This is a genomic window from Variovorax pasteuri (assembly GCF_051216435.1).
GTDB lineage: Bacteria > Pseudomonadota > Gammaproteobacteria > Burkholderiales > Burkholderiaceae_C > Variovorax.
Genome location: NZ_JBPJZS010000007.1, coordinates 324,330 through 349,310, shown reverse-complemented (window position 1 = coordinate 349,310; position 24,981 = coordinate 324,330). Strand labels below are relative to the sequence as shown.

Annotated in this window: 28 protein-coding genes; 12 read left to right on the top strand and 16 right to left on the bottom strand. The window is 66.4% G+C overall.

Translation table 11 applies throughout. From position 1 onward, the window contains the following. Positions 1-429 precede the first annotated feature (429 nt). From ACSFBM_RS24795 to sucC, 9 genes are all read right to left on the bottom strand, one after another. The gene (locus ACSFBM_RS24795; RefSeq protein WP_435486755.1) at positions 430-936 is read right to left on the bottom strand and encodes a pilin; all 507 of its coding nucleotides are present in this window, start codon (positions 934-936) and stop codon (positions 430-432) included. 65 nt (positions 937-1,001) lie between these two features. Beyond that, positions 1,002-1,541 carry a pilin gene (locus ACSFBM_RS24790; protein WP_435486754.1) on the bottom strand — a complete coding sequence of 180 codons (540 nt, stop codon included), beginning with the start codon at positions 1,539-1,541 and terminating at the stop codon, positions 1,002-1,004. A 203-nt stretch (positions 1,542-1,744) separates the two neighbouring features. Further along, on the bottom strand, positions 1,745-2,548 hold the full coding sequence (locus tag ACSFBM_RS24785; protein WP_435486753.1) for a 3',5'-cyclic-nucleotide phosphodiesterase: 804 nt from the start codon (positions 2,546-2,548) through the stop codon (positions 1,745-1,747). Positions 2,549-2,577: 29 nt separating this feature from the next. Continuing rightward, on the bottom strand, positions 2,578-4,845 hold the full coding sequence (locus ACSFBM_RS24780) for a CHASE2 domain-containing protein (protein WP_435486752.1): 2,268 nt from the start codon (positions 4,843-4,845) through the stop codon (positions 2,578-2,580). Between the two features lie 48 nt (positions 4,846-4,893). After that, entirely contained in the window at positions 4,894-5,559 is a 666-nt protein-coding gene (locus ACSFBM_RS24775; RefSeq protein WP_435486751.1) for an FHA domain-containing protein, read from the bottom strand. A 66-nt stretch (positions 5,560-5,625) separates the two neighbouring features. Further along, entirely contained in the window at positions 5,626-6,435 is an 810-nt protein-coding gene (locus tag ACSFBM_RS24770; protein WP_435486750.1) for a Stp1/IreP family PP2C-type Ser/Thr phosphatase, read from the bottom strand. Positions 6,436-6,463: 28 nt separating this feature from the next. Next, positions 6,464-7,147 carry a TerC family protein gene (locus ACSFBM_RS24765; protein WP_116910421.1) on the bottom strand — a complete coding sequence of 228 codons (684 nt, stop codon included), beginning with the start codon at positions 7,145-7,147 and terminating at the stop codon, positions 6,464-6,466. Positions 7,148-7,267: 120 nt separating this feature from the next. Continuing rightward, a complete protein-coding gene (gene sucD / locus ACSFBM_RS24760; RefSeq protein ID WP_435437361.1) occupies positions 7,268-8,161 on the bottom strand; it encodes a succinate--CoA ligase subunit alpha in 894 nt (297 codons plus the stop codon). Positions 8,162-8,171: 10 nt separating this feature from the next. Continuing rightward, positions 8,172-9,338, bottom strand: coding sequence for an ADP-forming succinate--CoA ligase subunit beta (sucC, locus tag ACSFBM_RS24755; protein WP_435486749.1), 1,167 nt, complete (start codon positions 9,336-9,338; stop codon positions 8,172-8,174). A 215-nt stretch (positions 9,339-9,553) separates the two neighbouring features. On the opposite strand from sucC, the gene argC reads away from it, so the two are divergent. Further along, entirely contained in the window at positions 9,554-10,477 is a 924-nt protein-coding gene (gene argC, locus ACSFBM_RS24750) for an N-acetyl-gamma-glutamyl-phosphate reductase (RefSeq protein ID WP_435437360.1), read from the top strand. Positions 10,478-10,501: 24 nt separating this feature from the next. Here the strand turns inward: argC and ACSFBM_RS24745 are convergent, their stop codons facing one another. Continuing rightward, a complete protein-coding gene (locus ACSFBM_RS24745; RefSeq protein ID WP_435486748.1) occupies positions 10,502-11,245 on the bottom strand; it encodes a hypothetical protein in 744 nt (247 codons plus the stop codon). A 189-nt stretch (positions 11,246-11,434) separates the two neighbouring features. On the opposite strand from ACSFBM_RS24745, the gene yiaA reads away from it, so the two are divergent. Then, positions 11,435-11,872 carry an inner membrane protein YiaA gene (gene yiaA, locus ACSFBM_RS24740; RefSeq protein ID WP_435486747.1) on the top strand — a complete coding sequence of 146 codons (438 nt, stop codon included), beginning with the start codon at positions 11,435-11,437 and terminating at the stop codon, positions 11,870-11,872. Positions 11,873-11,902: 30 nt separating this feature from the next. Here the strand turns inward: yiaA and ACSFBM_RS24735 are convergent, their stop codons facing one another. The 3 genes from ACSFBM_RS24735 to ACSFBM_RS24725 all read right to left on the bottom strand — a co-directional run bounded on the left by ACSFBM_RS24735 (position 11,903) and on the right by ACSFBM_RS24725 (position 14,914). Continuing rightward, a complete protein-coding gene (locus tag ACSFBM_RS24735; protein WP_435486746.1) occupies positions 11,903-12,721 on the bottom strand; it encodes an IclR family transcriptional regulator in 819 nt (272 codons plus the stop codon). 92 nt (positions 12,722-12,813) lie between these two features. Further along, complete coding sequence (locus ACSFBM_RS24730; protein WP_435486745.1) at positions 12,814-14,139, bottom strand: MFS transporter; 1,326 nt, start codon at positions 14,137-14,139, stop codon at positions 12,814-12,816. Position 14,140: 1 nt separating this feature from the next. Then, entirely contained in the window at positions 14,141-14,914 is a 774-nt protein-coding gene (locus ACSFBM_RS24725; RefSeq protein ID WP_435486744.1) for an SDR family oxidoreductase, read from the bottom strand. Between the two features lie 223 nt (positions 14,915-15,137). Here ACSFBM_RS24725 and ACSFBM_RS24720 point away from each other — a divergent pair, with 223 nt between their 5' ends. The 8 genes from ACSFBM_RS24720 to ACSFBM_RS24685 are packed head-to-tail and all read left to right on the top strand — an operon-like array spanning position 15,138 to position 21,527. Continuing rightward, on the top strand, positions 15,138-15,800 hold the full coding sequence (locus ACSFBM_RS24720) for an RraA family protein (RefSeq protein WP_435486743.1): 663 nt from the start codon (positions 15,138-15,140) through the stop codon (positions 15,798-15,800). 7 nt (positions 15,801-15,807) lie between these two features. Further along, complete coding sequence (locus tag ACSFBM_RS24715) at positions 15,808-16,143, top strand: UxaA family hydrolase (protein WP_435486742.1); 336 nt, start codon at positions 15,808-15,810, stop codon at positions 16,141-16,143. Between the two features lie 34 nt (positions 16,144-16,177). Beyond that, positions 16,178-17,431, top strand: a complete 1,254-nt coding sequence (locus ACSFBM_RS24710; protein WP_435486741.1) for a UxaA family hydrolase — start codon at positions 16,178-16,180, stop codon at positions 17,429-17,431. 55 nt (positions 17,432-17,486) lie between these two features. Next, positions 17,487-18,170 carry an amino acid ABC transporter permease gene (locus ACSFBM_RS24705; RefSeq protein WP_435486740.1) on the top strand — a complete coding sequence of 228 codons (684 nt, stop codon included), beginning with the start codon at positions 17,487-17,489 and terminating at the stop codon, positions 18,168-18,170. Between the two features lie 16 nt (positions 18,171-18,186). Next, on the top strand, positions 18,187-18,843 hold the full coding sequence (locus ACSFBM_RS24700) for an amino acid ABC transporter permease (protein WP_435486739.1): 657 nt from the start codon (positions 18,187-18,189) through the stop codon (positions 18,841-18,843). Continuing rightward, positions 18,827-19,555, top strand: coding sequence for an amino acid ABC transporter ATP-binding protein (locus ACSFBM_RS24695; RefSeq protein ID WP_435437351.1), 729 nt, complete (start codon positions 18,827-18,829; stop codon positions 19,553-19,555). Before ACSFBM_RS24700 ends, ACSFBM_RS24695 begins: the two co-directional genes overlap by 17 nt. Positions 19,556-19,590: 35 nt before the next feature. After that, positions 19,591-20,412 carry a transporter substrate-binding domain-containing protein gene (locus ACSFBM_RS24690; RefSeq protein ID WP_435486738.1) on the top strand — a complete coding sequence of 274 codons (822 nt, stop codon included), beginning with the start codon at positions 19,591-19,593 and terminating at the stop codon, positions 20,410-20,412. 5 nt (positions 20,413-20,417) lie between these two features. Beyond that, positions 20,418-21,527, top strand: coding sequence for a mandelate racemase/muconate lactonizing enzyme family protein (locus ACSFBM_RS24685; RefSeq protein ID WP_435486737.1), 1,110 nt, complete (start codon positions 20,418-20,420; stop codon positions 21,525-21,527). A 19-nt stretch (positions 21,528-21,546) separates the two neighbouring features. Here the strand turns inward: ACSFBM_RS24685 and ACSFBM_RS24680 are convergent, their stop codons facing one another. The 3 genes from ACSFBM_RS24680 to recA are packed head-to-tail and all read right to left on the bottom strand — an operon-like array spanning position 21,547 to position 23,583. Beyond that, positions 21,547-21,975 carry an SRPBCC family protein gene (locus tag ACSFBM_RS24680; protein WP_435486736.1) on the bottom strand — a complete coding sequence of 143 codons (429 nt, stop codon included), beginning with the start codon at positions 21,973-21,975 and terminating at the stop codon, positions 21,547-21,549. Continuing rightward, positions 21,956-22,417 (bottom strand): recombination regulator RecX, encoded by a 462-nt coding sequence (recX, locus tag ACSFBM_RS24675; RefSeq protein ID WP_435486735.1) that lies wholly within the window; start codon positions 22,415-22,417, stop codon positions 21,956-21,958. Before recX ends, ACSFBM_RS24680 begins: the two co-directional genes overlap by 20 nt. A 50-nt stretch (positions 22,418-22,467) precedes the next feature. Continuing rightward, positions 22,468-23,583: a recombinase RecA gene (recA, locus tag ACSFBM_RS24670; RefSeq protein ID WP_435437346.1), complete on the bottom strand. Its 1,116-nt coding sequence runs from the start codon at positions 23,581-23,583 to the stop codon at positions 22,468-22,470. A gap of 147 nt (positions 23,584-23,730) precedes the next feature. Between recA and ACSFBM_RS24665 the strand changes: the two genes are divergently transcribed. Beyond that, the gene (locus ACSFBM_RS24665; RefSeq protein WP_435486734.1) at positions 23,731-24,216 is read left to right on the top strand and encodes a MarR family winged helix-turn-helix transcriptional regulator; all 486 of its coding nucleotides are present in this window, start codon (positions 23,731-23,733) and stop codon (positions 24,214-24,216) included. A 65-nt stretch (positions 24,217-24,281) separates the two neighbouring features. Further along, a complete protein-coding gene (locus ACSFBM_RS24660) occupies positions 24,282-24,956 on the top strand; it encodes a response regulator (protein ID WP_435437344.1) in 675 nt (224 codons plus the stop codon). Positions 24,957-24,981: the final 25 nt, after the last annotated feature.

Sequence of the window (24,981 nt, the reverse complement as noted above, 5' to 3'; positions counted from 1 at the left end):
GGACTATGCCTAATCTCCGGCCATTTGCTATGCGAACTCGGATCAGGTCTATCTCACCGGACACACATCGGCGTGCAAATCGAGGCGATAGAAAACCGCGGTCAGTTCAATGGCGCGTCGATGGCATCGCGATCTAGGAAAACACAACACTGCGGCTAACGCGCCGAGTAGGCACTGGCTGGATCGGTGCGGTCGCTACGTCCCCCCGCGAGCGCGGAGGTCAGCATACGGAACCCTTGCATGGTCGCATGCGGAGTGCATGGGCATGACCGCTTCACCGAGATCGAAGCCGCTCCGCTACAAGGCCGAAATGTGGTCGCATCCCAGGAATGGATCATGGCGTGATCCAGCGGAAGTCAACTAGCAAAGAGTGACGCGCGGAAACCCAAGGCTAACGCCGTTAGCTCGGGATTGCGCAGGTGCTTCGCATTACAGCGGACAAGCCGTGCTTGCGTACTTGGGGTCGATGTTCGCTGCCCGGCAACCCCAGCTGCCGTCGAGTTGCCGTGTCCAAGTTATGGTGCCGGCCATCGGCATCCGCAGTGGAACTCCAGCGAGGTTGCCGAATGTGGCGACGACCGTTGTTGGGTCGGTTGTCGAAAGCGAAACTTGTGGGACACCCGTACCAACAGATGACCAAGTCGCATCGATAGTGGGTGCTGCGTTGCCTGCAGTCACCTGGAGATTAGAACCAGTGGCTTGGGGGTCGCATTTGCCGTCGGACGGATTTCCAACGGTGGTCTTGCCACTCAGCAGGCACACCTCCACTGCGGGCTTGAGACTCCCAGACTCACCAATGACGCGTTGAACCTGCGAGCGAAACACATACGTCTGGTACTGCGGAATGGCGATCGCTGCGAGCACCCCAATGATCGCAACGACGATCATCAACTCGATCAGCGTGAACCCGCGGACTTCCAGCTTCGATTGAGACATGGCTTTCCTCGATAGCAATAAAAAAGCCGCCCGAAGGCGGCCTTTACTGTGAAACAGTTGAAGAATTAGCCGCCTGCAGCCGCCTTCAGAGGGCACGACGTAGGAGCGTACTTCGATTCGATACCGGCGCTTTGGCACGTCCAAGTGCCTTCAGCCGAGCGCGACCAAGTCACCGTGCCAGGCGTCTTCGTCAATACAGCGGCAGCGCCGTTGCCGAACGTAGCAATGATGGTGGCTGGGTCAGCAAGTTGGACTTGAGGATAGCCAGTGCCAGCAGACGCGGCAACGCCAGCACCTTGCACATCACCCTTTTGAATAGAAGAGGCAGTTGCTTCGAGCGAGCAATCACCGGCGGCCAGAACGGTGCCAGCAGGTGTGTTGGAGTTGACCTTGCCAGTCAAGCGACCTTCCAAAACGCAAGACTCCACTGCCGACTTAAGGTTGCCGGATTCGCCAATCACTCGGTTCACTTGCGACTTGGCGATGTAGGTTTGGTACTGGGGAATCGCGATGGCGGCCAGAATGCCGATGATCGCGACAACGATCATCAGTTCGATAAGGGTGAAGCCGGCCTGTGCGCGGCGGGCGAGAGTGCGATGGTTCATTGAACTAACTCCAGGTTGGTTGGTTGAGCCCGGGAACCTGCCCGGAGCGCAATACCTTCCGCAGCATCTGTGCCAACCGGCTTTCAATCGTTTACACCTTGAAAGTAGTGCATTTGTTCACACTCAAGTTACAGCAAGTGACACATTGCGCTCGTTGTCGCAACAACCCGTGACAAGTTTGTCACTCTCACCCGCCCGCGAACTCAAAACGTCAGCACGCCATCCGCCTTCAGCCAGCGAATGTCCCGCTGCGCCAAGCCCGCCACCTGCCGGGCTGCCAGCCCTTCGATCTGGCTCATGATTTCCTCGGTCTCCGCGGGCTTGGTGTGCGTGATGTAGATGGGGTACTGCTTGCCCGGATCGATCTGCGCCAGCTCATCGGCCAGCACCGACGGCGACAGGTGCAGGCTGCGTTCGGCCAGCGCCTGCTCGCGGCTGCTGAAGGCCGTCTCTATCACCAGCATTGCCACGTCCAGCGCGTTCACGCGCTTCCAGAAGGGCGCATTGCGCTCGGTGTCGCCGCTGAACACCCAGTGAGCGCCTCCTTCGGCGCGCCGCACGGCGAAGCCGCAGGCCGGCACGGTGTGCACGGCCGGCAGTACCTCGATGCGCTTGGGCACGCGGCTGCCCAGGTGCAGCGACTGCCCGACCGCAATGTCATGAAAGCTCACGAAGGGCGCTTCCTGGCTCGGAATGTTCTCGAAGTCCGGCCAGATGACGTTGTTGAACACATGCGTGCGCAGCGCCTCGATGGTGGCCCTCAGCGCATGCACCCGCAGCGGCTGGGCACGGCGGCTGCCGACGGCGTCGAGCATCAGGGGCAGCGCGGCGATGTGGTCGAGGTGGCTGTGGGTGAGCACCACGTCGTCGATGGCGGCCATTTCGTCGAGCGTGAGGTCTCCGACCCCCGTGCCCGCGTCGACGAGCAGGTCGGTGTCGACCAGAAACGAGGTGGTGCGGCAGCCTTTGGCGATGGCGCCCGAGCAACCCAGCACACGAACCTGCATTGTGAGAGACCCCTTGTGTGTGTCTGCCGTCATTTGGTTTCGAACCGGGTTGCGCCGTCCCAGTTCGGGTCTTGCGGGCGCAACGCCATCGAGGCTAAACGCTGGGCGTAGAGCTGGTAAAGGACTTTTTTGGCATCCTCGGCGAGCAAGGGGGCGAGCAGGCTTCGGCCCAGGGCCCAGTCCTGGCGCCGGTAGGCGGCGAGCACGTCGCTCCAGCGCTCGAGCATCCGGCGGGCGTGCTCGACGGATTCGGGGGTGCGTGCGACCAGCGGCGTGAACACGGCCACCGCCTGGGCCTTGCCCTTGACGCGCACGCTGTCGAGCTCCTGCCAGAGATGGCCGGGCGCCATGGCCCGGGTCGCGCCGCTGGCGACAATTTCGACGCCGTAGTGCCCGCTCAGGCCCTCGAGCCGGGACGCAAGGTTGACCGCGTCGCCCACCACGGTGTAGCTGCGGCGCTCGGCCGAGCCCATGTCGCCCACGCTCATCACGCCGCTGTTGATGCCGATGCCCACGCTGATCTCCGGGCGGCCGCTGTCGCGGTGGATGCGGTTGATGTCCCGCACGGCGTCGCCCATGTCCAGGGCGGCCTGCACGGCGAGCGCGGCGTGGTCGGGCGTGTCGATGGGCGCACCCCAGAAGGCCATGACGCAGTCGCCCATGTACTTGTCGACGGTGCCGCGGTGCGCGCCGATGACGTCGGTGAGCCGGCTGAACACGGTGTTGAGAAAGGCCTGCAGCTCGGCCGGCGCCATCTGCTCCGACAGGCGGGTGAAGTCGCGCATGTCGCAGAACAGCACGGTCATGGGCTTGCTCTCGGCGCGCATGCTGTAACGGTCGGGGTGCACCATCATTTCGTTGACCAGCTGCGGCGGCACGTAGGTACCGAAGAGCCGCGCCAGCCCCCGCCGGGCGCGCGATTCGACGAAGTAGCCCCAGCTCATGTTGAGCACGAACGCCAGCGCCGTCATGGCCAGCGCCGACGCCAGCGGCAGGACGAGCCCGTGGCCCACGTAGAGCCAGAGGTTGAGGCCGACCAGCGCGGCGACGGTGCCGGCGGCCAGCAGCACGGCGCGCGACGCCGACAGCAGCGACAGCCCGAAGGCCAGCACGAGCCCCGCCACCAGCACCAGCAGCACCTCGTAGCCCGGCGCGTAGTCCGGCACGCTCAGCAGGCGGTGATCGAGCAGGCCGGAGACGACGTTGGCGTGCACCTCGACGCCCGGAAACGCTGCGTCCACGGGGGTGGCGCGCAGGTCCTGCAGGCCCGGCGCGGTGGCGCCGAGCAGCACGATTTTGTGTTTCAGCTCGCCCGGCGAGAGCCTGCCTTCCAGCACGTCGGCGGCGGGCACGTAGCGAAACGATCCGCCGTTCGCACCGCCGGGCCCGCGAAACGGCACCTGCATGCTGGCGCCCTGATCGACCGGAATGCGCAACGTGCCCAGCCGCAGCGACGCGAGCCGGGGCACCCCCGCGCCGGCGCCCGACGCGAAGGCCGGCAGCACCGCGGGCGAGCCGTTGGCGAGCCGGTAGACCGCGAGCCCCAGCGATTCGTAGTACCCAGGCTGCGCCTGGTCGCCTTCGTAGCGGGCGAGCAGCGGCACGCTGCGGATTGCGCCGTCGCCGTTGGCGCCGACCAGCGTGTTGATAAAGCCGGCGGCCGGGGCGGCCTGGGCCAGGGCAGGCAGGCTGGCGCCGAAGCCGTTCCAGGTCGTGCCGTAGGTGCCGCCCGCGGGAAAGGCGCCGACCGGCAGCAGCGGTGTGGCGGGCAACTGGCCCTTGGCGCGGGGCGGCTGCGTGCGGTTGAAGTAGTAGCCGAGCGCCACCGGCTGGCCTTTCAGGGCTTCGGCAAAGGTGGCGTCGTGGTCCAGCGAGGGCGCCAGCCGCTCGACCTCCGATGCCAGGCCGGGCATGCCCCGCAACGGTCCGTTCGCCATTTCGCGCAGCCGTTCGAGGCCGGAGCTGCGGTCGGGTTCGAGAAACATCACGTCGAAGCCGAGCACGGCGGCCTGCTGGCGGGTCAGCAACTCGGTGGTGAGGCGGGCCATCTTGTCGCGCGGCCAGGGCCACTGGCCCTGGCGCGCCAGGCTGGCGTCGTCGACGTCGACGATCACCACGCGCGGATCGGCCGTGCGCGGCATGGTGGCGCGCAGGCGGATGTCGTAGATCAGCAGGTCAAGGCGTTCGAGTGCGCTCAGCGGCCAGGCGCCGGTGGCATGCGCCAACGCCAGCAACAGCGGCAACAGCGTGATGGCGATGCGCGGCCAGTGCCGCCGCAGCTCGCGCCACTTGCTCACGACAGCCCGTCCTTGCGGGCGTTGCCGCGGCAGGCCACAGGGGGAAATTCAGATGCGAACGAACTGCATGCGCGTGGCGCCGCCGAGCTCGAGCACGTCGCGCTCCTGCAAGGCGACCGCCTCGGTGCCCAGCTGCAGGCCGTTGAGCGTGACGTTGCCCTCGACGCCAGCGGCCACGTAGCCCTGCCGGCGGCGCGTGACGACGGCCACGGCGACGCCGGGCTTGCCGATGGTGGTGACGACCTTCTGCAGCGCAACGTCCTGGCCTTCGTTGGCGCCAGCCAGCACCCGCAGCACCGGAATGCCCAGCTCGACCAGCGCGCCGGACTCGGTGGGCGCCGACGACAGCGGCACGGCACCCGAATGCCCCGAGTGCTCGGGCAAGGTGGTGCGCACGGAACCGGGACCGATGGCCAGGTTGCTTCGCGCCCGGAAGTGGATGCGGCAGCCACCGACCTCGATGACGTCGTTGTCCTTGAGCGCCTGCTTCTGGATGGCGAGCGCATTGACGTACGTACCGTTGGTACTGTTGAGATCTTCAATTTCGACTTGACCATCGCCATCGCTCATGTGCAGCACGGCGTGCTCGCCGCTGACCGCCAGATTGTCGATCACGATGTCGTTGTAGGCACGTCGTCCCAGCGTCGTGCGTTCCTTGGCGAGTGCCACTTGTCCGATGACAACGCCATCGACAGAGATGATCATCTTCGGCATTGCCGACTCCCCGATTGCAAAGCTTGAGTGAGGGCAAGCGGGACGGTGGGGTGCCGTCCAGGCCTGCTACTTGGCCGCGCGAGACGTTTCCAGGACGCTCGCCCGTGCCAGAACAACCGAAATATTGTCCCGTCCGCCATTGTCGTTTGCAATTGCAACTAAAAGTGAAGCTTTTTTCTGAAGCCCGATCTCATGCGCAAGAAGCGTGAAAAGCTGCTCATCGGAAATCATCTCGCTCAGTCCGTCGGAGCAGAGCATATAGAGATCGCCCGGTCTTGCGCTGTGTTCGTGCATTTCCAGCATGACCTGCGGCTCCACGCCCACCGCGCGGGTCACGAGGTTGCGGGTCGGCGAATTGAGGGCTTCCTCGGCGGTGATGGCGCCGGCGTCGAGTTGCTGCTGGCGCAGCGAATGGTCGCGCGTGAGCAGTTCGAGCTTGTCGTTGCGCACCCGGTAGCAGCGCGAATCGCCGATGTGGCCGACCACCACGCGCTGCGGCCGGAAGGCCGCCAGCACCAGCGTGGTCCCCATGCCCTGCAGCTCGGGGTTGGTGGTGCCGGCGTGCAGGATGGAGCCATTGGCCTCGTCCGTGGCGGCCTGCAGCGCCCGGCGGACCACCCGGGCCGGCGCCTGCATGCCGGCCTGGGCGAACCAGCGGCCGAAGCTGGCATGCATCAGCGACACGGCCATGGCACTCGCCACTTCGCCGCCCTTGTAGCCGCCCATGCCGTCGGCCAGCAAGGCCAGCCCGAGCGCTGAATCGACGTGGACGGCGTCTTCGTTGTGGGCGCGCAACCGCCCGACATCGGTCAGGGAGGCGAACTCCCAGGTCAGCGCGGGGCGGGTGGAGAACAGGGAAACGCCGACACTCGCCATGGTTTGCCAGTGCCGACTTCTCTGAAACTCAGTGTGCCGCGGCGTGCGCACGCCGTTGCAGCAGGCGGCCGACGGCCACGACGAACAGGGCACCGGCAGCAGCTGCCGCGTAGTGCAACCAGGGATTGGCCGCGAGCGTGTCGCGCAGCGCCACGTCGCTCACGATGGTTTCGCCACCGACCCAACCGATCAGCGCGGCACCCAGCATGACGATGATCGGGAAGCGTTCCATGAGCTTGATCATGAGGGTGCTGCCGAAAATGACCAAGGGAATACTGATTGCCAGGCCCAGCACCAGCAGCACCATGCTGCCCTGCGCGGCGGCCGCCACGGCAATGACGTTGTCCAGGCTCATCACCAGGTCGGCCAGCAGGATGGTGCGCACGGCGACCATCATGCTGCCGTATTCCTTGGACTCGCCCTCGCCCTCGTCGTCGCCGCTGAGCAGCTGCGTGCCGATCCACAGCAGCAGCAGGCCGCCGACGATCTGCAGGAAGGGCAGCGCGAGCAGCTTGGCCGCCACCACCGTGAGCACGATGCGCAGCACCACGGCCGCGCCCGAGCCGAACATCACGGCCTTTTTCTGCTGTGCGGGCGGCAACGAGCGCGCCGCCATGGCGATCACCACGGCGTTGTCGCCCGACAGGATGATGTTGATCCAGACGATCTTGAGCAGACCTATCCAGAAATCTGTGCTTTGAAGGAGTTCCATGTCTCTGATCCCACTGTGTTTTATTTGAAAAAAGCGCCCGCAATCCAGTGCGGGCGCTTTTTTTGTTTCTGCGTGGTCCTCGCATGACCCGGCTCTGCGGCCGGTGTCGTGGAGCGTCTCTTACAGACGTGCCTTGAGCAGCTTGGCCAGTTCGGAGAAGTTGCGCGTCACGGTGAAGCCGCACTCTTCCATGATGGCGAGCTTGGCATCGGCCGTGTCGGCACCGCCCGAGATCAGCGCGCCGGCGTGGCCCATGCGCTTGCCGGGAGGGGCGGTGACACCGGCGATGAAGCCGACGACCGGCTTCTTCATGTTGTCCTTGCACCAGCGGGCGGCGTCGGCCTCGTCGGGTCCGCCGATTTCGCCGATCATGATGACGGCGTCGGTGTCCGGATCGTCATTGAAGGCCTTCATCACGTCGATGTGCTTCAGGCCGTTGATCGGGTCGCCGCCAATGCCGACTGCCGACGATTGGCCCAGGCCGATTTCCGTCAGTTGAGCCACGGCTTCGTACGTCAGCGTGCCCGAGCGCGAGACCACGCCGATGCGGCCCTTGCGGTGGATGTGGCCGGGCATGATGCCGATCTTGATTTCGTCGGGCGTGATCAGGCCGGGGCAGTTCGGGCCCAGCAGCAAGGTCTTCTTGCCGCCGGCCGCTTCCTTGGCCTTCATCTTGTTGCGCACTTCGAGCATGTCGCGAACAGGAATGCCTTCGGTGATGCAGATCGCCAGGTCCAGGTCGGCCTCGACGGCTTCCCAGATGGCGGCCGCTGCGCCTGCCGGCGGCACGTAGATCACCGACACGGTGGCGCCGGTCTGCGAAGCGGCTTCCTTCACCGAACCGAAGATCGGGATGTTGAAGATCGACTCGCCGGCCTTCTTCGGGTTCACGCCCGCCACGAAGGCGTTCTTGCCGTTCGCGTATTCCTGGCACTTTTCCGTGTGGAACTGACCGGTCTTGCCGGTGATGCCTTGGGTGATGACTTTGGTGTCTTTGTTGATGTAGATCGACATGACTTTTTCCTTAGGCCTTCTTGACTGCTGCCACGACCTTCTGGGCCGCGTCCGCCATGGTGTCGGCGCTGATGATCGGCAGGCCCGAATCGGCCAGCAGCTTCTTGCCTTCGACTTCGTTGGTGCCCTTCATGCGCACGACCAGCGGCACTTGCAGGTTCACGGCTTTGCAGGCCGCGATCACGCCGGTGGCGATGGTGTCGCACTTCATGATGCCGCCGAAGATGTTCACGAGGATGGCTTCCACGTTCTTGTTCTTCAGCATGATCTTGAAGGCTTCGGTGACCTTCTCGGGGGTGGCGCCGCCGCCCACGTCCAGGAAGTTGGCCGGCTCGCCGCCGAACAGCTTGATGGTGTCCATGGTGGCCATGGCCAGGCCGGCACCGTTCACCAGGCAGCCGATGTTGCCGTCCAGCGAGATGTAGGCGAGGTCGAACTTGGAGGCTTCGACTTCGGCCGCGTCTTCTTCGTCGAGGTCGCGCAGGGCCACGATTTCGGGGTGGCGGAACAGCGCGTTGCTGTCGAAGTTGAACTTGGCGTCCAGCGCCATGACGTTGCCCTTGCTGTCACGGTTGAGCGGATTGATCTCGACCAGCGAGGCGTCCGTCTCCATGTAGCAGGTGTAGAGCTTCTTCAGGATGTCGACCGTTTGCGCGGTCGAGTCGGCCGGCATGCCGATGCCGTCGGCGATCTGCTTGGCCTGTTCGTCGGTCAGGCCCTTTTCGGGGTCTGCGAACACCGTGATGATCTTTTCCGGCGAGGAGTGGGCCACTTCCTCGATGTCCATGCCGCCTTCGCTCGAAGCGATGAACGCCACCTTCTGGGTGGCGCGGTCGGTCACGGCGGAAACGTAGTATTCCTTGTTGATGTCGGCGCCGTCTTCGATGTACAGGCGGCGGACCTTCTGGCCTTCGGGGCCGGTCTGGTGCGTCTTGAGCTGCATGCCGAGGATTTCACCGGCGAGCTTCTTGACGTCTTCGATGGTCTTGGCGACCTTGACGCCGCCGCCCTTGCCGCGGCCACCCGCGTGAATCTGGGCCTTGATGACCCAGACCGGGCCTCCAAGTTTCTGGGCGGCTTCGACCGCCTCCTGGACCGTGTAGGCCGGAATGCCGCGCGGCACTGGCACGCCGAACTTGGCAAGGATTTCCTTGCCTTGGTACTCGTGAATCTTCATGAGGGATGTCTCTCGGAAGGAGGAGGTTGAGAACGGGAATCTGCGGGTGAGAGTGTTTCTGCTCTGTTGCTCGCGGGCGACGGCAGCCTGACGGCTGGGGGCGGCGAACAACCGCGGACTGTATCATGGTGCGCCGCACCAATACTGTACGTGGGGTTGCGGTCAATACGTACTTTCTTCTAGACCCCCTCCCCCGGAACACAGAGCACTCCACAATGGCCAAGGTTTTCATCGACGGCGAAGCCGGTACCACCGGCCTGCAGATTCGCGAGCGGCTCCAGACGATGCCCCAGATCGAACTCGTGAGCATTGCGCCCGAGCTGCGAAAGGACGTCAACGCCAAGCGCGACCTGATGGCCGGCGTCGACCTGGTGGTGCTGTGCCTGCACGACGACGCGGCGCGCGAGTCGGTGGCGCTCATCGACCAGCTGCCGGGCAGCAAGCCCAAGATCATCGACGCCTCCACGGCCCACCGCATCGCCCCGGGCTGGGTGTTCGGCTTTCCCGAACTGGCCGAAGGCCACTGGCAGGCCGTGGCCAAGGCCGAGCGCGTCGGCAACCCCGGCTGCTACGCCACCGGCGCCATCGCCATGGTGCGCCCGCTGGTCGACGCGGGCATCCTGCCGGCCGACTTTCCGATTTCGCTGCCCTCCGTGAGCGGCTACTCGGGCGGCGGCCGGACCATGATCGAGGCCTACGAAAAGGGCGAGGCGCCCCTGTTCGAGACCTACGCGCTGGGCCTGAAGCACAAACACATTCCTGAAATCATGGCCTACACCGGCCTGACCCGCCGCCCGGTCTTCATTCCCTCGGTGGGCAATTTCAAGCAGGGCATGCTGGTGCAACTGCCGCTGCACCTCGACCTGCTGCCCGGCAAGCCGAAGGCCGCCGACCTGCACGAAGCGCTGGCTGCGCACTATGCGAAGAGCAACACGCCCGAGCAGTTCGTGAAGGTGCTGCCGCCTACCGAAGACGGCAAGCTAGAGCCGCAGGCGCTCAACGACACCAACGAACTCGAGATCCGCGTGTTCCCGAACGAGGACCACCACCATGCCGTGGTCATCGCCCGCCTGGACAACCTGGGCAAGGGCGCCAGCGGCGCCGCGGTGCAGAACCTGAAGCTGATGCTGGCGCTCTGAGCGCCCGGCCTCGCTTCCCCTGGCTCAGTTGACGAGCCAGAGCCCCACGCCCAGCAGCGCCGCGTGCGCGCCCAGCGCGATGTACAGCGGCGTGCGCGAGGGCTCCGCCATGTCCTGCAGGGTTTCGTTGATGCGGCGCGTGAGCAGCGCGCGCAGCGCCGGGTCCTGCACCGTGCCTTCGCCGGGTGAAACGAGCGGCTCGCCATGCGCGGCCCGGCTCTCCTGCCACTCGGCCATCATTTCGCTCAGCGGCAGCCGGTTGAGCACAAAACCCACCACCGAACGCACCGCCCTGCCCTCGCCCAGCACGGGCGCGAGCTGCTTGCTCAGGGCATCGGCCGACAGCCAGTCTGCCGCGCGGTGCAGCGTGCCGTGGGCGCGCGGCATCGCCTCGATGCGGGCGGCAATCGCGCCGGACAGCCGCTGCGACACCGCCTCGCCGCGCGCCGCGACCAAGTGCTGCATCGCGCGTGCGCGCCCTTGCGCCACACCCAGCATCACGTAGACGACCACGAACAACAGCAGCAAAAACGCCACCAGCACCGACGGCGTGGTGATCAGCGCAACGATGGCGCCCGCACCGCCGGCCCGCGCCGCGACGTTGCCCGGCCCATTCAGCTGGCTCAGATAGAAAAAGAAGACGCCCCCGCCCAGCACCACGCCGAGCAAACCGCCCTTGACGACAGAGCCGGCGAAAGCCAGCCCGGCCTTGGCGCCGGTGCGAACAAGGGACGGCTGGGCATCGGGACCGGTAGAACCTGTGGACATGCGGGAACTCCTCCAACTAATTTATTAATTCAGTTCCGCAAAGCACTTGGGATAGATGCGGATCGGTACGGATCGACGCTGAAAAATTCAGCAAATGCGAACAAGTGCAGCATCGCACACACGCGTTGGATCATGCCATCGGCCCGCGCCACCAGAATCGCCCTCCACAAACACAAAGGGAGGAATTCAATGGACCGCACATTTCAAAAACCCACGGGCGCCTTCATTGCGGCGTCCTGGACCGCGCTGCTCGCAGGCGCGGTCGCTTACCTGATCGGGCTCTGGAATGCCACGATGCAGCTCAATGAAAAAGGCTATTACTTCACCATCCTGACGTACGGCCTCTTTGCCGCCGTGTCATTGCAAAAGAGCGTGCGCGACCGGCTCGAGGGCACGCCCGTCACGGGCATCTATTACGGCCTGTGCTGGATTTCTATGCTGCTCGCCATCGGGCTGCTGGCTGTCGGCCTGTTCAATTCGACGCTGGCCCAGAGCGAAAAAGGCTTCTACGCCATGGCCTACCTGCTCAGCCTGTTCGGCGCCGTGGCGGTCCAGAAGAATGTGCGCGATCTCACGGCGCGCCGTACCGAGGCGCCATCGGCCGCGGAGATGCCCGAAGCCGGGTGACGCCCACCCCGCGCGCCCACGCCCCGCGGCTCACTCGTTGTCGTTGTAGCCGCTTGCCCCCATGAGCGCCGACAGCCGCGCGGCGATGTTGCCGACGATGCCGCGCACCTGCACCGCGTCGGGCGCCGACTTCTGGTCGATGCGCTCGATGTACGGCACGTTGATCGACGCGATCACGTGGTCGGCGGCACCCATCACCGGGTACGCGATGTTGGTGATGCCGCGCGTCTGCCGGCTCGGCATGGCCGAGTAGCCGCGCGCGCGCACCTCCTGAAGAATGGCGAACAGCTCGCCCGGGTCCATGTCGAGTTCGCCTTCCACGCCGATGTGGGCGCGCAGCATGCGGGCGCGGTCGATCTCGTCGCGAAACGCCAGCAGCACATGGCCCGAGGACGTGTCCGTCAGCCCCATCACCACGCCCACCTTGAGCCCGAACGACCAGCGCTCCGGGCTTTCGACCTGCGCGATGACGACCACGCGCCCGCCCTGGTACATGGTCAGGTGGCACGACTGGCGCGCCCGGTTGGCCAGCTCGCGCAACAGCGGCAGCGCGGCGCTCACCAGGCTTTTCAGCGGCTGCTGGCGGTGCGCCAGCTCGAACATGCGCAGCGTGAGCGTGTAGCGGTCGTTCTCGTCGACCTGCACGTAGCCGCGCCGCTGCAGCGTCACCGCCATGCGGAAGATCTCGCTGACCTTGCGGCCCACCTTCTGCGCCAGCTCGTTGAGCGTGCAGCCGGTGACGCTGTCGGCCAGCACCTCCAGGATGTCCAGCCCCTTTTCAAGCGCCGGCGCCGAATAGCGCGGCCCGGCGTCTCCGTCTTCCGGCTCGGACGACGGGGTTTCGATCAATGGTTCTGCAGGGCTGCTCGGCATCTTTGGATTCATGGCGCTTCAAGCGTACACGCATGGCAGGCCGGCTTCGGGCGAAGCCGGGCAGCACATCAGTCCACGCGGTCCTTTCCGGCAATCTGCCGCGGCAGGGCGAACAGGATGAGCGCGGCGGCGAGCAGCGTCACGGCGGCAATCACATACAAGCCGACCTGCGTGCTGCCGGTCATGTCATGCACCTTGCCCACCATGTACGGACTGATGATGCCGCCGAGGTTGCCGATGGAGTTGATCAGCGCGATGCCGCCCGCCGCAGCCGTGCCTGTGAGGAACTTCGGCGGCAGGGTCCAGAACACCGGCAGGCAGCCGATCACGCCCACGGCCGCCACCGTCAGCGCGGCCATTGCCAGCCCGGTCGAGGCGCCGAAGTAAGCGCTGCAGATGTAGCCCAGCCCGCCCACGGCCACGGTCAGGCCGAGGTGCCAGCGGCGCTCGCCGGAGCGGTCCGAGCTGGCGCCGATCAGCACCATCGCGATGCCCGCGGCCGCATAGGGAATGGCCGTGAGCAGCCCGATGTTCAGCGGGCTCGTGATGCCGGTGTTCTTGATGAGCTGCGGCATCCAGAAGGTCAGCCCGTACAGGCCCATCAGCATGAACATGTAGATCAGCGCCAGCAGTGCCGTGCCCGGCTGGCGCAGGGCCGCCAGGAAGTTGTGCTCGGCCTGGCCGGCCTCTGCGTCGACGTTGGCACGCAGCAGGCGCTTTTCGTCATGGCTCAGCCACTTCGCATCCTCGATGCGGTTGTCCAGCAGGAGCAGCACCACCAACCCCAGCACGATCGTCGGCAACCCTTCCAGCAGGAACAGCCACTGCCAGCCGGCCCAGCCGTTCATGCCCGCGAAGCGGGTCATGATCCAGCCGGCCAGCGGCCCGCCGATGACGCCCGAGATCGCGATCGAGGTCATGAACCAGGCGTTGATGCGCGCGCGCCGCCGGGCCGGAAACCAGTAGGTGAAGTACAGGATGACGCCCGGCAGGAAGCCTGCTTCCGCCGCGCCCACCAGGAAGCGCAGGATGTAGAACGAGGTCTCCGACTGCACGAACATCATCCCGGTGGAGGCTAGCCCCCAGGTGATCATGATCCGGGCGATCCATCGCTTGGCACCCACGCGATGCATGATGATGTTGCTGGGCACCTCGAAGATGAAGTAGCCCACGAAGAAGATGCTGGCCCCGAGCCCGTAGGCCGCATCCGAAAGGCTCAGGTCGCCCTGCATCTGCAGCTTGGCAAAGCTGATGTTGACGCGGTCGAAGTACGCAAAGATGAAGCAGACCACCAGCAGCGGCAGCACCCGCCAGCCGACCTTGCGGTAGATGGCGTCCTCGGCCGCAGAGCCGTCCGCCAGCACGGCGGCCCCGGCAATGGATGAACTGCCCATGTCAGTTCGACCAGCCGCCGTCGATCATGTGGGTGGTGCCGGTCGTGAAGGCCGACTCGTCCGATGCCAGGTACACCACCAGCGCGGCAATTTCCTCCGGCCGGCCGACACGGCCCAGCGGCTGGCGTGCGACGAACGCGGCGCGCACGGTGGCCTCGTCGGCACCGGCCTGCTCGGCCTGGGCCGCGATGCGGTCGCGCAGCGAGGGCGACTCGACAGTACCCGGGCAGATCGCGTTGCAGCGGATGCCTTGCTGGATGAAGTCCGCCGCCACCGCCTTGGTCAACCCGATGACCGCGGCCTTCGACGCACCGTAGACAAAACGGTTCGGCACGCCCTTCACGCTCGACGCGGCCGAAGCCATGTTGATGATCGAGCCGCCGCGCTCCAGCATCGCCGGCAAAAAGGCGCGGATGGTGCGGTACATCGACTTGGCGTTGAGGTCCATGCTGAAGTCCCAGTCGGCCTCCTCGCAGGCCAGGATGTTGCCGCTGTGCACGAAGCCGGCGCAGTTGAAGAGCACGTCCAGCCGTCCGGCGGTCTGCGCGAAGGCCTGCAACGCGGCGGTGTCGCGCACGTTGAGCGACGCGGTCTTCAGGCCGGTCAGCCCTTCCTCGCGAGCCAGTGCGGCGAGTTCGGCCAGCGCGGCTTCGTCCACGTCGGTGGCCCACACGGCGGCAGCGCCTTCACGGGCCAGTGCGAGTGCGCTGGCGCGGCCGATGCCCTTGCCTGCGGCGGTGACGAGGATGTTCTTTCCCTGAACGCGATTGCTCATGTTGCGGTGTCCTTGGTGTGGCTGGAGTGTTGATGAAATTCTTATTTCATCTATGAAATCAAATGTACGCCAAGGCTTTGAGATTTGGAGCCCGCCAGAGGCCTTGAATCACGCCTTTCTCATTGGTGTTTACCCGCAATCAGGCGCAAACCCCAGCGTCAAAAACACGCCGCCCTGTTAGCCTGAATGCTGAAATCTAGTTTTATCTAAGAAAACAAGAGACATGACCACCACGACCGATTCGCTGCTGCTGCCCCGGCTCCAGGCCTGCTACACCGGCATCCTTCACGACGTGATGCGCGCGGCCGGCCTGCGCGACTTCACGCTGCCGCCCACGCTGCGCCCGCTGATCGCCGGCCAGAAGCTGTGCGGCCCGGCTTTCACCGTGAACGGCCGCGTCGACCCCACGGCCGATCCGCACGAGACGCTGATGGCCTGGACCGGCTTTCTCTCGCGCGCCAAGCCCGGCCACATCGCCGTGATCCAGCCCAACGACTCGACCGTGTCGCACATGGGCGAGCTCTCGGCCGAGACGCTGGGCCGCAAGGGCGTGCTGGGCGTGATCGCCGATGGCGGCGTGCGCGACGCCGAATTCATCCTGCAGCAGGGCTTTCAGGTGTGGCACCGCTACTTCACGCCGCGCGACATCGTGGGCTACTGGCTGCCCGACGCGATGGACGTGCCGGTGCGCATCGGCGAGGTCACGGTGAACCCCGGCGATCTGCTGCTGGCCGACACCGACGGCGTTGTGTGCCTGCCGCTCGCGCAGGCCGAGGCCATCGTCACCGAGGCCGAGCACATGATGGGCCGCGAGAACCTCGTGCGCACGGCCATCCTCGCGGGCACCGACCCGCAAGAGGCCTACCTGAAGTACCGCAAGTTCTGAGCGCCGGATGCCCCACACATCCTCCACCCCCGCCATCGACGCCCGGCTGGTGCTGCTCTCGCCGGCCGACAACTGCCTGATCGCCTGCACCCACCTGGCCGCCGGCACCGCCGTGCAGCTCGAAGGCGGCTCGGTGACGCTGGCCAAGGACATCGGCCTGGGCCACAAGCTCGCGCGCCATGCCATCACCGCCGGACAGAAGGTGCGCAAGTACGACGCCGTCATCGGCAGCCTGCGTACGCCGGTCGAGGCCGGCGCGCACATCCACACCCACAACCTCGACAGCGACTACACGCCCACCTACACGCTGGACGAGGGCAAGACCTTCGTCGGCCACGCCTGAGGCGCCCCACCTTCGCATGAACGGCATGAACGGCATGAACACTCCCCACCCGCTCCAGATCCAGGGCTTCCCGCGTGCCGACGGCCGCAAGGGCATCCGCAACGTGGTGGTCGTGGCCTACCTCGTCGAGTGCGCGCACCACGTGGCGCGCGAGATCACGCTCAACTTTCGCCAGCAGGACGGCGAATCCGAAGTGCACCTCGTGGGCTTCCCCGGCTGCTATCCGAACGAGTACGCCGAACGCATGATGGAAGCGATTGCCACGCACCCCAACGTGGGCGCGACGCTGCTCATCTCGCTGGGCTGCGAGAGCATGAACAAGCGCAAGCTCGAGCAGGCCGTGGCGGCCTCGGGCCGGCCGGTGCACACGCTCACCATCCAGCAGAAGGGCGGCACGCGCAGCACCATCCGCGAAGGCACGGAATGGGTGCAGTGGGCGCTGGCCGAGCTCGCGCAGCAGCAGCGCGTGCCCATGGACCTGAGCGAGCTGGTGGTGGGCACCATCTGCGGCGGCTCCGACGGCACCAGCGGCATCACCGCCAACCCGGCCGTGGGCCGCGCCTTCGACCTGCTGATCGCGCAGGACGCGCGCTGCATCTTCGAGGAAACCGGCGAGCTGATCGGCTGCGAGTTCCACATGCAGCGCCGCGCCGCCACGCCCGAGCTGGGCCAGGCCATCGTCGACTGCGTGGCCAAGGCCGCGCGCTACTACAGCACCATGGGCCACGGCAGCTTCGCGCCGGGCAATGCCGACGGCGGCCTCTCGACCATCGAGGAGAAGTCGCTCGGCGCGTACGCCAAGAGCGGCGCCTCGCCCATCAACGGCATCGTGAAGCCCGGCGACGTGCCCACCCAGCCCGGCCTCTACCTGCTGGACGTGGTGCCCGACGGTGAGCCGCGCTTCGGCTTTCCGAACATCAGCGACAACGCGGAAATCGTCGAGCTCATTGCCTGCGGCGCGCACCTGATCCTGTTCACCACCGGGCGCGGCTCGGTGGTGGGCTCGGCGGTGTCGCCGGTCATCAAGGTCTGCGCCAACCCCGACACCTACCGCCAGCTCGGCGAGGACATGGACGTGGACGCCGGCCGCATCCTCGAAGGGCGCGGCACGCTGCAGGAAGTGGGGCAGGAGATCTTCGACGCGGTGCGCAGCGTGGCGAACGGCGCGGCCAGCAAGTCGGAGGCGCTGGGCCATCGCGAGTTCATCCTGACCTACAAGGCCTTCGAACCGATCGGGCCTGCGTGCCTGCCTATCGCCCAAGTGGCTCGCGTCGCGCACGGCGCCTGAGCGCCTTGCGCTGCGCCCTCCCCGCCTTTCTTCTGGCCTTCCGGAGCCCCCATCCTTGAACTACCAGTTCGACTTCGCGCCCGTGCTCGCGCAGTGGCCCTTGCTGCTCGACGGCGCCTGGACCACCGTGCAGCTGTCGTTCATTGCCACCGTGCTGGGCTTCGCGCTCGGCACGGCCTGTGCGCTGGGCCGCAACAGCCGCCATGGCTGGCTGCGCCACCTCACGGGCGGCTACGTGGAGGCGGTGCGCAACACGCCGCTGCTGATCCAGAGCTACTTCCTCATCTTCGGCCTCTCCAGCGCGGGCGTGACGATGCCGATCATGGTGGGCGCGGTGCTGGCGCTGGTGGTGAACATCGGCGCGTACAGCTGCGAGATCATCCGCGCGGGCATCGAGTCGATCCACAAGGGCCAGCTCGAAGCGGCGCAGTGCCTGGGGCTGTCGAAGCTGCAGGTGTTCTGGCACGTGATATTGCGACCCGCCGTGGAGCGCGTGTACCCGGCGCTCGCGAGCCAGTTCGTGCTGCTGATGCTGGCCTCCAGCATCATGTCGTCGATCGGCGCGGAAGAGCTGTTCGGCGTGGCCAACCGCATCCAGTCGGACACCTTCCGCAACTTCGAGATCTTCATCGTGCTGTGGGTGGTGTACCTCGCGCTGTCGTACGCCATGCGCCTGGGCTTCTGGCTGCTGGGCATGCTGATCTTCCCGCGCCGGCGCAAGCTCGGCACGCCGCTGTGAAGAAGGTTGGCAAGCCATGAGCTTCATGCCCATCGATCACTTCGGCTTCCTCTTGATGGGCGCATGGGGCACGGTGCAGCTCTCGGCGCTCGCGTTCGTGGGCGGCGGGCTCATCGGCCTCGCCGTGGCGCTGGCGCGCGTGTCGCCGATCAAGGCCGTGCGCGTGGCCGCCGCGGGCTACATCCAGGTCATCCAGGGCACGCCGCTGCTGGTGCTCATGGGCGTGTGCTTCTTCGGGCCCAACATCGCGGGCATCGGCTCGGTGCCCGCGCTTGCCGCGGCGGCGCTGGCCATCACCATCTATGCGAGCGCCTTCCTCGGCGAGATCTGGCGCGGCTGCATCCAGTCGGTGCCGCGCAGCCAGTGGGAGGCGGCCGAATGCCTGGCGCTCACGCGCTGGGAGCGCATGCGCCGCGTGATCCTGCCGCAGGCGCTGCGCATCGCGACGCCGCCCACCGTGGGCTTCCTGGTGCAGATCATCAAGAACACGTCGATCGCATCGCTGGTGGTCGGCTATGCCGAGCTTTCCTACAACGCCAAGGTGCTGAACAACTCGACGTTCCAGCCCTTCCTGTATTTCGGGTGCGCGGTGGTGCTGTATTTCATTCTTTGTTATCCGCTCTCGCGATGGAGTCGCGCCCTTGAAAGGAAGCTCAATGCAGCCCGTGGTTGAACTCAACGAAGTCCACAAGCACTTCGGCAAGCTGCATGTGCTCAAGGGCGTGTCGTTCTCCGTCACGCGCGGGCAGGTGGTGGCCATCATCGGCCAGAGCGGCTCGGGCAAGAGCACGGCGCTGCGCTGCATCGACCGGCTGGAGACCATCGACAGCGGCACCATCCAGTGCTGCGGCCACGCGGTGCACGACAACGCGCTGAACCTGCGCGACCTGCGCCAGGACGTGGGCATCGTGTTCCAGAGCTACAACCTGTTCCCGCACCTCACGGTGAAGCAGAACATCACGCTCGCGCCCAAGTCGGTGAAGAAGATGAGCGGCTCGCAGGCCGACGCCATCGCCATGGAAGTGCTGGAGCGCGTGGGCCTGGCCGAGAAGGCCGACGCCTACCCCGAGCAGCTCTCCGGCGGCCAGCAGCAGCGCGTGGCCATTGCGCGCTCGCTCGCGATGAAGCCCAAGCTGATGCTGTTCGACGAAGTCACTTCCGCGCTGGACCCGCAGCTCACCGGCGAAGTGCTCAAGGTGATGGAGAAGCTCGCGGCCGAGGGCATGACCATGATCCTCGTCACGCACGAGATGGCCTTCGCGCGCGGCGTGGCCGACAAGGTCATCTACATGCACCAGGGGCTGGTGTGGGAACAGGGCGACGCCAGCATCCTCGGCAACCCGCAGACGGCCGAGCTGCGCCAGTTCATCGGCACCGGGCTTTGATTTTTTCTTCTTCAGACAACTCCAGGAGACTCTCGATGACTTCCCCCTTCTCGTTCCCGCGCCGCGGCGCCCTGCTCTCGGCGCTGATGCTCGCGCTGCCGCTGGCCTTTGCCGGCGCCTCGGCACACGCCGACCAGCTCGACACCATCACTGCCGCGAAGAAGATCCGCATCGCCATCGACCTCGCCGTGCCGCCCTACGGCCTGAAGGACGAGAAGCTCAACGCCACCGGCTCCGACGTGGAGACCGCGCGCCTGCTGGCCAAGAGCCTGGGCCTGGAGCTCGAGATCGTGCCCACCACCGGCGCCAACCGCATTCCGTTCCTGCAGACCGACAAGGCCGACATCGTCATCTCCAGCATGTCGGTGACGCCGGAGCGCGAGAAGGTGGTCGACTTCTCGGTGCCCTACGCCGCCATCCTGGCCGTGGTCGGCGCGCCCAGGAGCATGACCATCACCGGCCCCGCCGACCTGGCCGGCAAGAAAGTGATCGCCACGCGCGGCACCACCAACGACCAGGAACTGACCAAGGTGCTGCCGGCCGGCGCGCAGGTGATTCGCTTCGACGACGACGCCACCTCCATCACCGCCGTGGTGAGCGGGCAGGCCGACATCTTCGCGACCGCGCCGCCGCTGCTGAAGACCATCAACGAGAAGAACCCGGCCAAGCAGATGGAGCCCAAGTTCACCATGAAGGTCAACATGCTGGCCATCGGCATGCGCAAGAACGAGCCGCGCCTGAAGGCCAAGCTCGACGACTTCGTGAAGGCGCAGCTCAAGAGCGGCGAGCTCAACACCATCTACAAGAAGTTCCACGGCGCCGACCTGCCCGCGGACGTGACGCGCAACGCAGGCTGAGCACGATGGCGAAGATCGACCAGGTCGAAATTGCGCAGATCGACATCGCGCCCAAGGTCAGGCGCACCGACGCCATCCAGTCCTTCGTGACGCAGGAGACCGTGATGGTCACCGTGCGCTGCGACGACGGCTCGGCGGGCACGGGCTACACGTACACCATCGGCACGGGCGGCTCGTCCATCGTGGCGCTCCTGCAGGACCACCTGGTGCCGCGGCTGATCGGGCGCGACCCGCAGCAGTACGAGGCCATCTGGCGCGACATGTTCTTCCACACGCACGCCACCGCCGTGGGCGCCATCACCAGCCTGGCGCTGGCGGCCATCGACACCGCGCTGTGGGACCGCAATGCGCGCGCGGCGGGGCTGCCGCTGTGGCGCCTGGCCGGCGGTGCGCAGCCGCGCGTGCCGGTCTACACCACCGAAGGCGGCTGGCTGCACATCGAGCCCGCGCAACTGGTCGAGCAGACGCTGGCGGCCAAGGCCGACGGCTTTCTCGGCGCGAAGATCAAGGTCGGCAAGCCGCACGTCGCGCAGGACATCGCGCGCCTCGCGGCCGTGCGCGAAGCGGTCGGTGCGGACTTCGAGCTGATGGTGGACGCCAACCAGAGCTTCACCGTGGCCGAGGCCATTCGCCGCGCGCGCCAGTACGCGCCGCTCGACCTCGCGTGGTTCGAGGAGCCGATGCCGGCCGAGCATGTGCGCGGGCATGCGCAGCTGCTGGCGAGCACCTCGGTGCCGATTGCGGTGGGCGAGTCGATGTACCACCCTTCGCAGTTCGCGGAATACATCCAGCAGGGCGCCTGCTCCATCGTGCAGGCCGACGTGGCGCGCGTGGGCGGCATCACGCCGTGGCTCAAGATTGCGCACCTGGCCGAGGCGCACAACATCGCGATGTGCCCGCACTTTCTGATGGAGCTGCACGTGAGCCTGTGCGCGGCGGTGCCGAATGCGCGCTGGGTGGAGTACATCCCGCAACTCGACGACCTGACGACGAGCCGGCTGCGCATCGAAGGCGGCCATGCGGTGGCGCCGGAGACGCCGGGCCTGGGCATCGAGTGGGATGCGGACCAGCTGAAGGCGCGGCGCAAGTTCGCGCCGATCGTGGTACGCGGCTGAAGAAGCCCGGCCGCCTCGCTCAGGCTTCCAGCAGATTGCGCAACGCCAGCAGGTCGCGCGCGATCCACTGTGCATCGCGCTCGAAGGCCGCGTCGTCCATGTGCGGCTGGCGCAGCAGCGTGAACTGCAGCTCGCAGGCGTCGGGCGCGACGCCGATCACGCGAAAGGGCAGGTAGACCTCGCTCACGCCTTCGGGCGTGACCCAGTGGTCGAGCACGCCGAAGTCGTTGCGCGGCGCGAAGCGCATGCGGGCGTCGCCGCTCTCGGGCGTGCGCACGATCCAGTGGTCGCCGTGTGGCACCAGCGCGCTCTTCGCCAGGCCGCTGGCCCAGTCGGGCAGCCGCTTCGGGTCGGCCGCCAGCACGTAGGCGCGGCGCCATTCGCAGGCCACGCGCAGCGTGATCACGCGGGAGGGCGCGCCGGGGTCTTCATTCGTCTGCTGTTTCATCGAAATCGCTCCTGAGGACCCTGGACACGACGGCGCCGGAGAAACCGCGCGCCATCAGGAACCGCATCTGCTTCGCTCGCGCCTTCGCATCGGCGGGCGGAGCGTCGAAACGGCGGCGCCACAGGGCCGTGGCGCGTTCGACTTCCGTTTCCTGCAAGCCGGCCACCGCCTGCGCGATGGCCTCGGGCGCGATGCCCTTGGCCTGCAGCTCCTGCCTCACCCGCAACGCGCCCGAACGGGCCGCACGCTGGTTGAGCACCGAGGCCACCACGCGCGGCTCGCTGATGAAGTCCTTGGCGGCCAGCTCGTCGAGCGCCTTGGCCAGCGTGCCGGGCTCTTCTTCGTGCTTTGCCAGCTTGCGCTCCAGTTCCAGGCGCGAATGCTCGCGCTGGCTCAGCAGGCGCAGGGCGCGGCCTTTGAGGGAGGGGGCGTTGAATGCCATGCGGGGTCGCTCGCGCGGCCCCGCATGAGGCCGCGGAGCCGCGCGGGGTCTTATTCGCCCTTGTCTGCCTTCTCGGCCTTGTCCGCCTTGGCGGCCTTCTGCGGCTTCTCGGGCGTGGCGCCGGCGTCGGCGGCCAGCAGCGGGATGCCCAGCGACTCGCGCACCTTGTTCTCGATCTCGCGCGACAGCTCGGGGTTCTCGCGCAGGAACTCGCGGGCGTTGTCGCGGCCCTGGCCGATTTTTTCGCCGTTGTAGGCGTACCAGGCACCCGACTTGTCGACGATCTTGGCGGTGACGCCCATGTCGATGATCTCGCCTTCGCGGCTGATGCCCTCGCCGAACAGGATGTCGAACTCCGCCGTCTTGAACGGAGGGCTGACCTTGTTCTTCACCACCTTCACCTTGGTTTCGTTGCCGATGGCCTCGTCGCCCTTCTTGATGGTGCCGATGCGGCGGATGTCCAGGCGCACCGAGGCGTAGAACTTCAGCGCGTTGCCGCCGGTGGTGGTTTCGGGCGAACCGAACATCACGCCGATCTTCATGCGGATCTGGTTGATGAAGATGACCATGCAGTTGGTCTTCTTGATGGTGGCGGTGAGCTTGCGCAGCGCCTGGCTCATCAGGCGGGCCTGCAGGCCGGGCAGCGAGTCGCCCATTTCGCCTTCGATTTCGGCCTTGGGCGTGAGCGCGGCGACCGAGTCGATGACGATCAGGTCCACGGCGCCCGAGCGCACCAGCGAGTCGACGATTTCGAGCGCCTGTTCGCCGGTGTCGGGCTGGCTGATCAGCAGGTCGGACAGGTTCACGCCGAGCTTCTGGGCGTACTGCACGTCGAGCGCGTGCTCGGCGTCGACGAAGGCGCAGGTGCCGGCCTGCTTCTGCATGGAGGCGATGACCTGCAGCGTGAGCGTGGTCTTGCCCGACGATTCAGGGCCGTAGATTTCGATCACGCGGCCGCGCGGCAGGCCGCCGACGCCCAGGGCGATGTCCAGGCCCAGCGAACCGGTGGAGACCACCTGGATGTCCTCGAGCGCCTCGCCTTCGCCGAGCCGCATGATCGTGCCCTTGCCGAACTGCTTTTCGATCTGCGCCAACGCGGCCTGCAGGGCCTTGGCCTTTTCACTGTTGGCGACCGAGATGCTTGCGCCCTTGACAACTGCGTCCATGTGGAAATCTCCTTGAATATTAACGGTTTGTGTGAGGTTTCATCCGATCTGCCTTTAACCACAGGCTGGATGCTTGAACAGTAGTGTAGGGGCTCATTGGTTTGAGTAAACCCATTTTTTGATCAGTTTGCTTTACCATTTGACGCCATGTCCGAAGCCGCTTTTCCGCCCGACACCGACGCCTGGCGCCAGACCCACCTGGGCCGCCTGCTCGGCCATGCCATGCGCCGTTTCGACGCGCGCGTGCTCGAACTGATGGCGCACGACGTCGACGTGCCGCTGGCGCTGTCGAACCTCGCGGCGCGCGCGCAGGTGAGCGCGGCGCACATCCACATCACGCGGCACCTGGCGCGCGAGGGCTCGCGCCTGACCGAACTGGCCGAGCGCGCCGGCATGACCAAGCAGGCGATGGGGGCGCTGGTCGACCAGTGCGAGGCCTGGGGGCTGGTCACGCGCGGGCCCGACCCGCTGGACGCGCGGGCGCGGCGCGTGCTGTTCACGGCCGACGGCCTGGCCTGGCTCGACGCCTTCCGAAGCGCGGTGACGCAGGCCGAGCGAGAGTTCAGAAACAGCGTGGGCAACGACATCGCCACCGTGGTAACCATCGGTCTGGAAGCCTATACAGCCGCGTAGACTCCGCCGCAGAGACAAATGTGAACGGCGCCGGCACGGCGCCCGAAACCGGCCGGAGGTGCCTCATGCGGATTCTGATTGCCGAAGACGACCAGGTGCTCGCCGATGCCCTGCTGCGCAGCCTGCGCACCTCGGGCGCGGCGGTCGACCACGTGGCCAACGGTTCGCAGGCCGACACCGCGCTCATGACCCATGACGAGTTCGACCTGCTGATCCTCGACCTCGGGCTGCCCGGCCTGCACGGCATCGAGATCCTCAAGCGCCTGCGCGCGCGCGGCTCGCAGCTGCCGGTGCTGGTGCTCACCGCGGCCGACAGCGTGGAAGAACGCGTCAAGGGCCTGGACCACGGCGCCGACGACTACATGGCCAAGCCCTTCAGCCTGCAGGAGCTCGAGGCGCGCGTTCGCGCCCTCACGCGGCGCGGCATGGGCACCACCAGCAACACCATCCGCCACGGCCCGCTGGTGTACGACCAGGGCGGCCGCGTGGCCACCATCGACGGCAAGATGGTCGAGCTGTCGGCGCGCGAACTCGGCCTGCTCGAGGTGCTGCTGCAGCGCGCCGGCCGGCTGGTGAGCAAGGACCAGCTGGTCGACCGCCTGTGCGAATGGGGCGAGGAGGTGAGCCTGAACGCCATCGAGGTGTACATCCACCGCCTGCGCAAGAAGATCGAGAAGGGCCCGGTGCGCATCGCGACGGTGCGCGGGCTGGGCTACTGCCTGGAGAAGATCCCGGGCTGAACCCTTCGGGCCCCTGCGCCTTGGC